Origin of the sequence: Streptomyces synnematoformans, assembly GCF_039531005.1 — a bacterium.
GTDB classification, from domain to species: Bacteria; Actinomycetota; Actinomycetes; order Streptomycetales; family Streptomycetaceae; genus Streptomyces; species Streptomyces synnematoformans.
The window spans coordinates 1-7,768 of record NZ_BAAAPF010000322.1 but is presented as its reverse complement, the minus strand read 5'-3'; the positions used below and the strand labels follow the sequence as shown (position 1 = coordinate 7,768).

The window sequence follows — 7,768 nt, the reverse complement described above, 5'->3', positions numbered from 1 at the left end:
CCACCGACCGTACGGCGGAGGTCGCCGCCGCGGCCGGCGCGCGGGTGGTGCGCCGCGACGAGGTGCTGCCGCGGGTGCCGCCGGTGCCGGGCAAGGGCGAGGTGCTGTGGCGGTCGCTGCTGGCGACCCGCGGCGAGATCGTGTGCTTCGTGGACGCGGATCTGCAGGACTTCGACACGGCGTTCGTGAGCGGGATCGTGGGCCCGCTGCTGACCGAGCCGGACGTGGAGTTCGTCAAGGCGGTGTACGACAGGCCGGTGGCCGGCTCGGCGGTCGCCCAGGGCGGACGTGTGACGGAACTCGTGGCCCGGCCGCTGCTGAACCTCCACTGGCCGCTGCTGGCCGGCTTCGTCCAGCCGCTGGGCGGCGAGTACGCGGCGCGGCGGTCGCTGCTGGAGCGGCTGCCGTTCCCCGTGGGGTACGGGGTGGAGCTGGGGCTGCTCGTCGACGCGCTGCACACGGTGGGGCTGGACGCCCTCGCCCAGGTCGACGTCGGCGTCCGCCGCCACCGCCACCAGGACGACCGCGCGCTGGGCCGCATGGCGGCGGCGATCTACCGCACGGCGCAGTTGCGGCTGGCGCGGGGGCACCTGGTACGGCCGCGGCTGACGCAGTTCGAGCGGGGGGTGGACGGGGTGTTCGAGCCGCGGACGTACGGGGTGGACACGGAGGAGCGGCCGCCGGTGCGGGAGATTCCGGAGTACCGGGAGAGCCGTCGCCGGGTGGGCCGCGGCGGGGGCGGGGAGGCGGGACCGGGGACGACGGTGGCGTAGACCCGGGCGGGGGGGATCCCCGTACCCGCCCCTCCCCGAACCTCGGGGCTCCGCCCCGAGACCCCCCGGGGGCTGCGCCCCCAAACCCCCACGGGGCTGCGCCCCGGACCCCGGCGGGGCTGTGCCCCGGACCCCCGCGGGGCTCCGCCCCGACTTCCGCCTGGGCCCTCCCCCCCCCGGTCCGGATCAGCCACACCGTCGCTCCTGCGTTTCGCGGGGGGCCGGTCTGGCTAGGCTCGCGGCATGGTCGAGTCCTCGGGTGCTTCCCTTCTCGTCGCGTCCAACCGCGGGCCCGTTTCGTACGCCGTCCGTGACGACGGCGGGCTCGACGCCAGGCGGGGCGGTGGCGGGCTCGTTTCGGGGCTCAGTGCCGTGAAGGGCGACGGTGGGGCGTTGTGGGTGTGTGCCGCGCTCGGGGACGGGGATCGGGAGGCCGTGCGGCGGGGGGTGGGGGAGCCCGGGGTGCGGATGCTCGGCATCGAGCCGGACGTCTTCCACGACGCGTACAACGGCGTCGCCAACTCCGTCCTGTGGTTCGTCCACCACATGCTCTACGACATCCCCGTCTCCCCCGTCTTCGACGCCGGCTTCCGCCGCCGGTGGGCCGCGTACGAGGCGTACAACCGCGCCTTCGCCGACGCCCTCGCCGACGGCGCCGCCCCGGGCGCCGCCGTGCTCGTGCAGGACTACCACCTGTGCCTCGTGCCCGGCATGCTCCGCGAGCGCCGCCCCGACCTGCGCATCGGGCACTTCACGCACACCCCCTGGGCGCCGCCCGAGTACTTCCGGCTGCTCCCCGACGACATCGCCGCCGCGCTGCTGCGCGGCCTGCTCGGCGCCGACCGCGTCGGCTTCCACACCCGCCGGTGGGCCGAGGCGTTCACCGCCTGTTGCCGCGACGTGCTGGGCGAGGAGTACGCGCGCGGGGAGCGGGCCACCCGGGTCGACGTGCACGCGCTGGGCGCCGACGCCGGCTTCCTGCGCGAGCGGTCGCGGCGCCCGGACGTGGCCGAGCGGATGGCGGCGCTGCGCACGCAGGTCGGCGAGGCGGACCGCGAGGTCGTCGTGCGCGTGGACCGCACCGAGCCGTCGAAGAACATCGTCCGCGGGCTGCTCGCGTACCGGCGGCTGCTGGAGCGGTGGCCGGAGTGGCGCGGGCGGGTGGTGAAGCTGGCGTTCGCGTACCCGTCGCGGCAGGACCTCGCCGTCTACCGGGACTACACCGCGGAGGTGCGCCGCCTCGCCGACGAGATCAACGAGTCGTACGGCACGGACGGCTGGCAGCCGGTCGTGCTGCACGTCGAGGACGACTTCGCCCGCTCGCTGGCCGCATACCGGCTGGCGGACGTGGCGCTGGTCAACCCGCTGCGCGACGGGATGAACCTGGTCGCGAAGGAGATCCCGGTGGTCTCGGACGACGGCTGCGCGCTGGTGCTGTCGCGGGAGGCGGGCGCGTACGCGGACCTCGGCGAGGACGCGCTCGTGGTGCACCCGTACGACGTGGAGGCCACGGCCGAGGCGCTGCACGCGGCGCTGTCGATGCCGCGCGACGAACGCGCCCGCCGCACCAAGCGGCTGGCGGCGGCGGCCACCGCGCTGCCGCCGCAGGAGTGGTTCCTGGCGCAGCTGAACGCGCTGCGCGGGTAGGCGGCGGCGCGCGTACGTGCCGCCGGCCGGTCACCCCGTGCGGTGGCGGTCCTGGAAGCGGGCCGCCTTCGCGCGGTTGCCGCAGCCCTCCATCGAGCACCAGCGGCGGCGGCCGTTCTTGCTGACGTCGTAGAACCACAGCACGCACGCCGAGTCGGCACAGGCGCGGATCCGGTCCGGGCGCTCCGCGTAGAGGCGGACCAGGTCGGCCGCCGCGCACCAGGCGGGCAGCCACGCGGGATCGTCGACGACCACCTCCGAGGCGGCGGTGCCGTTGCGCAGGAGCGGGCGGCGGGCGCCGTGCGCCAGGATCGCGTCGAGCGGCTGCTCGTCCCCGGCGAGCGCCGCGCGCAGGGCGTCGCGGGCGGCGGTCAGCGGCTCGCGTACGGCGTCGGGGGCGACGGCGGTGCCGCCGGCATCCCCAGCGCCGTCGGGCAGGCCGTGCTCGGCGAGCCAGCGGCGCACGCCGCGCGGCTCGTCGAAGAAGTCGACGGCGCGCCCCTGGTCGATCCACCAGGTGTTCACCAGGTCCAGGGCCAGCGGTTCCCCGGTCAGCGGTCGGGCCATGCGCACCAGTATAACCATTGAAGTCGAGTTGACAGGTTAGCGGGGGCATGCTTACGGTTCTGACCGTCTTAACCAGTCAAACTCACTTAGACGGTTGGAGCCTCTCGTGACGATCCGCCACCGCACCGCCCGCGTCGACGGCCTCGACATCTTCTACCGGGAGGCCGGCGACCCGGCGGCGCCGACGTTCGTGCTGCTGCACGGCTATCCGACCTCGTCGGTCGGCTTCGCCCCGCTGATGGCGGAGCTGGCGGACGAGTTCCACGTCATCGCCCCCGACTACCCCGGCTTCGGGCTCAGCTCCGCGCCGCCCGCCGAGGAGTGGGCGTACACCTTCGACCACCTCGCCGACGTCGTCGGCAACCTGCTGGACCAGCTCGGCGTCCGGCGCTACGCGATCTACGTCCACGACTACGGCGCCCCCGTCGGCTTCCGCCTCGCCCTGCGCGGCCCCGAGCGCGTCACCGGCATCGTCAGCCAGAACGGCAACGCCTACGAGGAGGGCCTGACCGACTTCTGGGACCCGATCCGCGCCTACTGGGCCGACCCCGAGGGGCACCGCGAGGCGATGCGCGCGCAGGTCACCCCGGAGGCCACCCGCTGGCAGTACCACCAGGGCGTCCCGGACACCTCGCTGGTCGACCCGGCGCTCGCGGTGCACGACCAGGCGGGGCTCGACCGGCCCGGCAACCAGGAGATCCAGCTCGACCTGCTCCTCGACTACCGCACCAACCCGGCCCGGTACCCCGACTGGCAGGAGTACCTGCGCGTGCACCAGCCGCCGGTACTCGCGGCGTGGGGGCGGCACGACGAGATCTTCGGGCCCGAAGGCGCCCGCGCGTTCGCGCGCGACGCCAAGGACGCGCGGGTCCAGCTGCTGGACGCCGGGCACTTCCCGCTCACCACGCGGTTCACGCAGAGCGCGGGGCTGATCCGGGACTTCCTGCGCGGGCTGTCCGACTGAGGGCACCCGCGCACCCGGGCGGGCACGCCTGGCGGGCGCGCAGCCGGCGACCGGGTCCCCCGGGCCCACCCGGGACCGGGGACCCGGTACTACGCGCCCAGCGTCGCCGCCAGCGTCGTCAGCAGGTCCACCACGCCCCCCGGCCCGTCGACCGTCAGGTCCGCCCGGTCCGCCAGCGCGTCCGCGCCCTCACCCGTCGCCGCCGCGCTGCACACCAGCAGGCCCGGCACGCCCTCCGCGCGCAGCGCGGCCACCGCGTCGTACGCCGCGAGGTCGCCGAGGTCGTCGCCGGCGTAGAGGACGGCGCGGGCGGACGTCTCGTGCGTCAGGGCCGTGAGGGCGCGGCCCTTGTCCATGCCCGGGGGGCGGAGTTCGAGGACGAAGCGGCCCGGCTCGACCACCAGGCCGTGCGCCGCCGCCAGGTCGTCCAGCGGCTTGCGCAGCGCCTCGGCGGCGTCCGCGGGGTTCTCGGCGCGGCGGGTGTGGACGGCGACGGCGCGGCCCTTGTCCTCGATCCACGTGCCCCGCCAGGCGCCCGCCGTCTCCAGCACCCCCGGCAGCTCGGCCTGCACGGCCGCCACGCCCGGGTGCGGCTCGGGGGTACGCAGGGTGCCGGTGGCGGCGTCCCACTGCTCGGAGCCGTAGTGGCCGAGGACCCGCAGGTGCGCCAGGCCCGTGGCGCCGGCGAAGCCGCCGTACCGTACGGCCACCGCGGCGGGCCGGCCGGTGATGACCGCGACCGTGCCGACGCGCGGCGCGAGGCGGCTCAGCGCGGGCACGGCCCCGGGGTGGGCCCGGGCGGCGTCGGGGTCGGGGACGATCGGGGCCAGGGTGCCGTCGAAGTCGAAGGCGACGAGGGACTGTTCCGGATCGGCGAGGAGTGCCGCGAGGCCGGCGCGGCCCGCCTCGGTGCGTGGAACGGGGAGCTGTGCTGCGGAGGTGCTGCCCATGCCCAGGACCCTACCGGGCCGCGGTAACGTGCAGGGCATGTCTGCGAGTGACCCGGCGCTGACCGAGCGGGACTTGGCCGTCCTGGCGCTGGAGAAGCGCGCGTGGCCGGCGCCGGGGGCGAAGGAGCGGGCGATCCGGGAGCGGCTGGGGCTCTCCCCGACGCGCTACTACCAGGTGCTCAACGCGCTCCTGGACGACCCCCGGGCGCTGGCGCACGACCCGGTCACGGTGCAGCGGCTGCGGCGCGTCCGGCAGTCCCGCCGCGACGCCCGGGAGGGCTGAGCGGCCCGTACGGGCCCGGCCGGGCCCCGTACGGCCCGGCGGCACGCGGCGCGCCCCTGCGGGCGGCACACGGCGCGCCCGCGGGCCGCGCTCACTCCTCGCGCGTCGACGCCGACTCGGCGATGCTCTGCAGGTTCGCCAGCACCCGCTCCGGCGGCTCGCCGCCGGCCTCGGCCGCCTTGCCTATCTGCTTCTTCAGCTCCGCGTTCACCCGCGCCCACGACGTCTTGTTGTCCGGGTAGAAGACGGCGGTCTGCAGGTGGTCCAGGAACGGCTGCAGGTCCTTGCGGCCCTCGCTCAGCCTCTCCACCCCGGAGACCGTCGTCGGCAGCAGGTCGTAGCGCTGGGTGAACTTCAGCACGTTGGTGTCCTCGAAGACGAAGTCGAGGAACTTGCCGATCTCGGAGCGGTGCCCGTTGGCCTTGAACGCCATGATCCAGTCGGCGACGCCCATGGTGGACTCCGAGGGGCCGTCCCGGCCGGGCAGCTTCAGGGCGATCCCGAAGTCGACCTTCTCCTGCCGCGCGTCCTGCATCAGCGTCGGGTGGCCGAAGAGCATGCCGACGTCGCCCTTGACGAAGTCGGCGAAGGCGGTGCGCCGGTTGGTCTCGGAGGGCGCGGCGTAGGTGAGGCCGGCGCCGACCAGGTTGTCGCGTATCCAGTTGAAGGTGTGGATGTTCTGCTCGGAGTCGATCGTGTAGCTGCCGACGTCGTCCGTGTACGCGCCGCCGCCGCTGATCATCCACATCAGCGTCTCCGCCTGCGCCTCCTCGGGGCCGAGCGGGAGCGCGTACGGGATCTTCACCCCGGCGTCCTTGAGCGCCTGCGCGGCGTCCAGCAGCTCGTCCCAGTCCTTGGGCGCGTCCTCGGGGTCGGTGCCCAGGCCCGCCGCCTCGAAGAGCGTCTTGTTGTAGAACAGCAGCCGCGAGCTGGACACGAACGGCATGCCGTACTGGACCCGGTTGACCTCGCCGGCGCCGGCGAGGCTGGGCACGAAGTTGGCCTGGGTGGTGATGGAGAGCAGCTCGTCGGTGCTGTAGAGCAGGTCGCGGGAGCTGTATGCGGCGTACGGGCCCATCTGCGCGATGTCCGGCGCGTTGCCGTCCTCGACCATCCTGTCGACCTTGGCGTCGATGTCCTCCCACGGGATGATCTCGACGTCGACCGAGATGCCCGACGTCTGGTTGGAGAACTTCGCCGCGAGCTGCTCCCAGTACCGCCGGGAGGTGTCCGACTCGCCCGTGCCGTACTCGGCGGCCACCAGCTTCAGCGTGACCTCGCCGTCGCCGCTGCCGTCCCCGCATGCGCTCAGCGGTAGGGCCGCCGCACCCGCGGCACCGGCTGCCGCCTTCAGAAATCCACGCCGCTGCACAGCTTTAGCCCATCTCGTATCAGAATCATCTGAGGGGGCGAGTCTGACCGGAACGCCCCTCCCAGGTCTACACCAGACGGATATCACTTCCGTAACCCCCGTCCCCGGCCGCCGTTGCCGCACCGGGTGCCGGGCTGATAGGGAGACCGCGAGCTGAACCGCACGCCAACGGGCGCGGAACGGCACGAAAGCGCGCACGGTCCGTGCCGGTCGGCACCGGCACGGAGCGCGTGAGACGTACGTACGCCAGCACAACCAGGGAGCCGCACCTCATGGCAGCCGCCGAACCGTCCCGCACCGCCGCCGAGACCGCCACCCAGCCGAGTTGCTGGCGCCGAGCCCGGCGGGAGGCGGAGAGCGCCGCCGGGCTGCCGCGGCCAGGGGAGCGGGTGGCCGTCGTCGGCTGCGGCACGTCGTGGTTCATGGCGCAGGCGTACGCCGGGCTGCGGGAGGCCGCCGGGCAGGGGCACACGGACGCCTACGCCGCCTCGGAGTTCCCGGCGGGCCGGCGGTACGACCGGATCGTGGCGATCACCCGGTCCGGGACGACGACCGAGGTGCTGGACCTGCTCGCGGCGGTGCGCGGCACCGCGGGGACCGCGACCACCGCCCTCACGGCGGACCCGGACACGCCCGTCGCCACGGCCGCGGACGAGCTGGTCACGCTGGCGTACGCGGACGAGGAGTCGGTGGTGCAGACCCGGTTCGCGACGACGGCGCTGGCGCTGCTGCGCGCCGGTCTGGAACGGCACGGGGCGCCGGCGGCGGGGGTGAAGTCCGTCACGGACGCGGCGGTCGACGCCGAGCTGGCGGTGACGCAGCCGCTGCCGCCGGAGCTGGCGGCGGCGGTGCAGTGGACGTTCCTGGGCCGGGGCTGGACCTGCGGTCTTGCGGCGGAGGCGGCGCTGAAGATGCGCGAGGCGGCCGGCGCCTGGACCGAGAGCTACCCGGCGATGGAGTACCGGCACGGCCCGATGGCGATCACCGGCCCCGGGCGGGCGGTGTGGCACTTCGGCGAGCTGCCGGAGGGGCTGGCGGCGGACGTGGCCCGGGTCGGCGGCCACCTGAGCGCGGAGTCCACGGCGCGCGGGCTGGACCCGATGGCGGACCTGGTACGGGCGCAGCGACTGGCGGTGGCCGTGGCGGAGGCGAAGGGCCACGACCCGGACCGCCCCCGGAACCTGACCCGCAGCGTCGTCCTCCGGTAGGCCG

The 7,768-nt window shown here is 74.8% G+C and carries 8 protein-coding genes; 5 read left to right on the top strand and 3 right to left on the bottom strand.

The features are described from left to right. The coding region (locus ABD317_RS30575) for a glucosyl-3-phosphoglycerate synthase (protein WP_344294079.1) at positions 1–773 on the top strand (773 nt) is incomplete at its 5' end. Between the two features lie 243 nt (positions 774–1,016). Further along, positions 1,017–2,420, top strand: a complete 1,404-nt coding sequence (locus tag ABD317_RS30570; protein ID WP_344294077.1) for an alpha,alpha-trehalose-phosphate synthase (UDP-forming) — start codon at positions 1,017–1,019, stop codon at positions 2,418–2,420. Positions 2,421–2,450: 30 nt separating this feature from the next. Here the strand turns inward: ABD317_RS30570 and ABD317_RS30565 are convergent, their stop codons facing one another. Then, complete coding sequence (locus tag ABD317_RS30565; protein WP_344294075.1) at positions 2,451–2,987, bottom strand: CGNR zinc finger domain-containing protein; 537 nt, start codon at positions 2,985–2,987, stop codon at positions 2,451–2,453. A 106-nt stretch (positions 2,988–3,093) separates the two neighbouring features. On the opposite strand from ABD317_RS30565, the gene ABD317_RS30560 reads away from it, so the two are divergent. Beyond that, on the top strand, positions 3,094–3,951 hold the full coding sequence (locus ABD317_RS30560) for an alpha/beta fold hydrolase (protein WP_344294073.1): 858 nt from the start codon (positions 3,094–3,096) through the stop codon (positions 3,949–3,951). An 89-nt stretch (positions 3,952–4,040) separates the two neighbouring features. Here the strand turns inward: ABD317_RS30560 and otsB are convergent, their stop codons facing one another. Beyond that, on the bottom strand, positions 4,041–4,901 hold the full coding sequence (gene otsB / locus ABD317_RS30555; protein ID WP_344294071.1) for a trehalose-phosphatase: 861 nt from the start codon (positions 4,899–4,901) through the stop codon (positions 4,041–4,043). Positions 4,902–4,938: 37 nt separating this feature from the next. Between otsB and ABD317_RS30550 the strand changes: the two genes are divergently transcribed. Then, positions 4,939–5,184, top strand: coding sequence for a DUF3263 domain-containing protein (locus ABD317_RS30550; RefSeq protein ID WP_037783506.1), 246 nt, complete (start codon positions 4,939–4,941; stop codon positions 5,182–5,184). Between the two features lie 91 nt (positions 5,185–5,275). Here the strand turns inward: ABD317_RS30550 and ABD317_RS30545 are convergent, their stop codons facing one another. After that, complete coding sequence (locus ABD317_RS30545) at positions 5,276–6,556, bottom strand: ABC transporter substrate-binding protein (RefSeq protein WP_344294068.1); 1,281 nt, start codon at positions 6,554–6,556, stop codon at positions 5,276–5,278. Between the two features lie 272 nt (positions 6,557–6,828). On the opposite strand from ABD317_RS30545, the gene ABD317_RS30540 reads away from it, so the two are divergent. After that, positions 6,829–7,764: an SIS domain-containing protein gene (locus ABD317_RS30540; RefSeq protein ID WP_344294066.1), complete on the top strand. Its 936-nt coding sequence runs from the start codon at positions 6,829–6,831 to the stop codon at positions 7,762–7,764. Positions 7,765–7,768 lie beyond the last annotated feature (4 nt).

Coding starts and splice junctions, on each gene's coding strand:
- ABD317_RS30540 (WP_344294066.1), top strand. CDS start 6,829: ATGGCAGCCGCCGAACCGTCCCGCACCGCCGCCGAGACCGCCACCCAG.
- ABD317_RS30570 (WP_344294077.1), top strand. CDS start 1,017: ATGGTCGAGTCCTCGGGTGCTTCCCTTCTCGTCGCGTCCAACCGCGGG.
- otsB (WP_344294071.1), bottom strand. CDS start 4,901: ATGGGCAGCACCTCCGCAGCACAGCTCCCCGTTCCACGCACCGAGGCG.
- ABD317_RS30565 (WP_344294075.1), bottom strand. CDS start 2,987: ATGGCCCGACCGCTGACCGGGGAACCGCTGGCCCTGGACCTGGTGAAC.
- ABD317_RS30550 (WP_037783506.1), top strand. CDS start 4,939: ATGTCTGCGAGTGACCCGGCGCTGACCGAGCGGGACTTGGCCGTCCTG.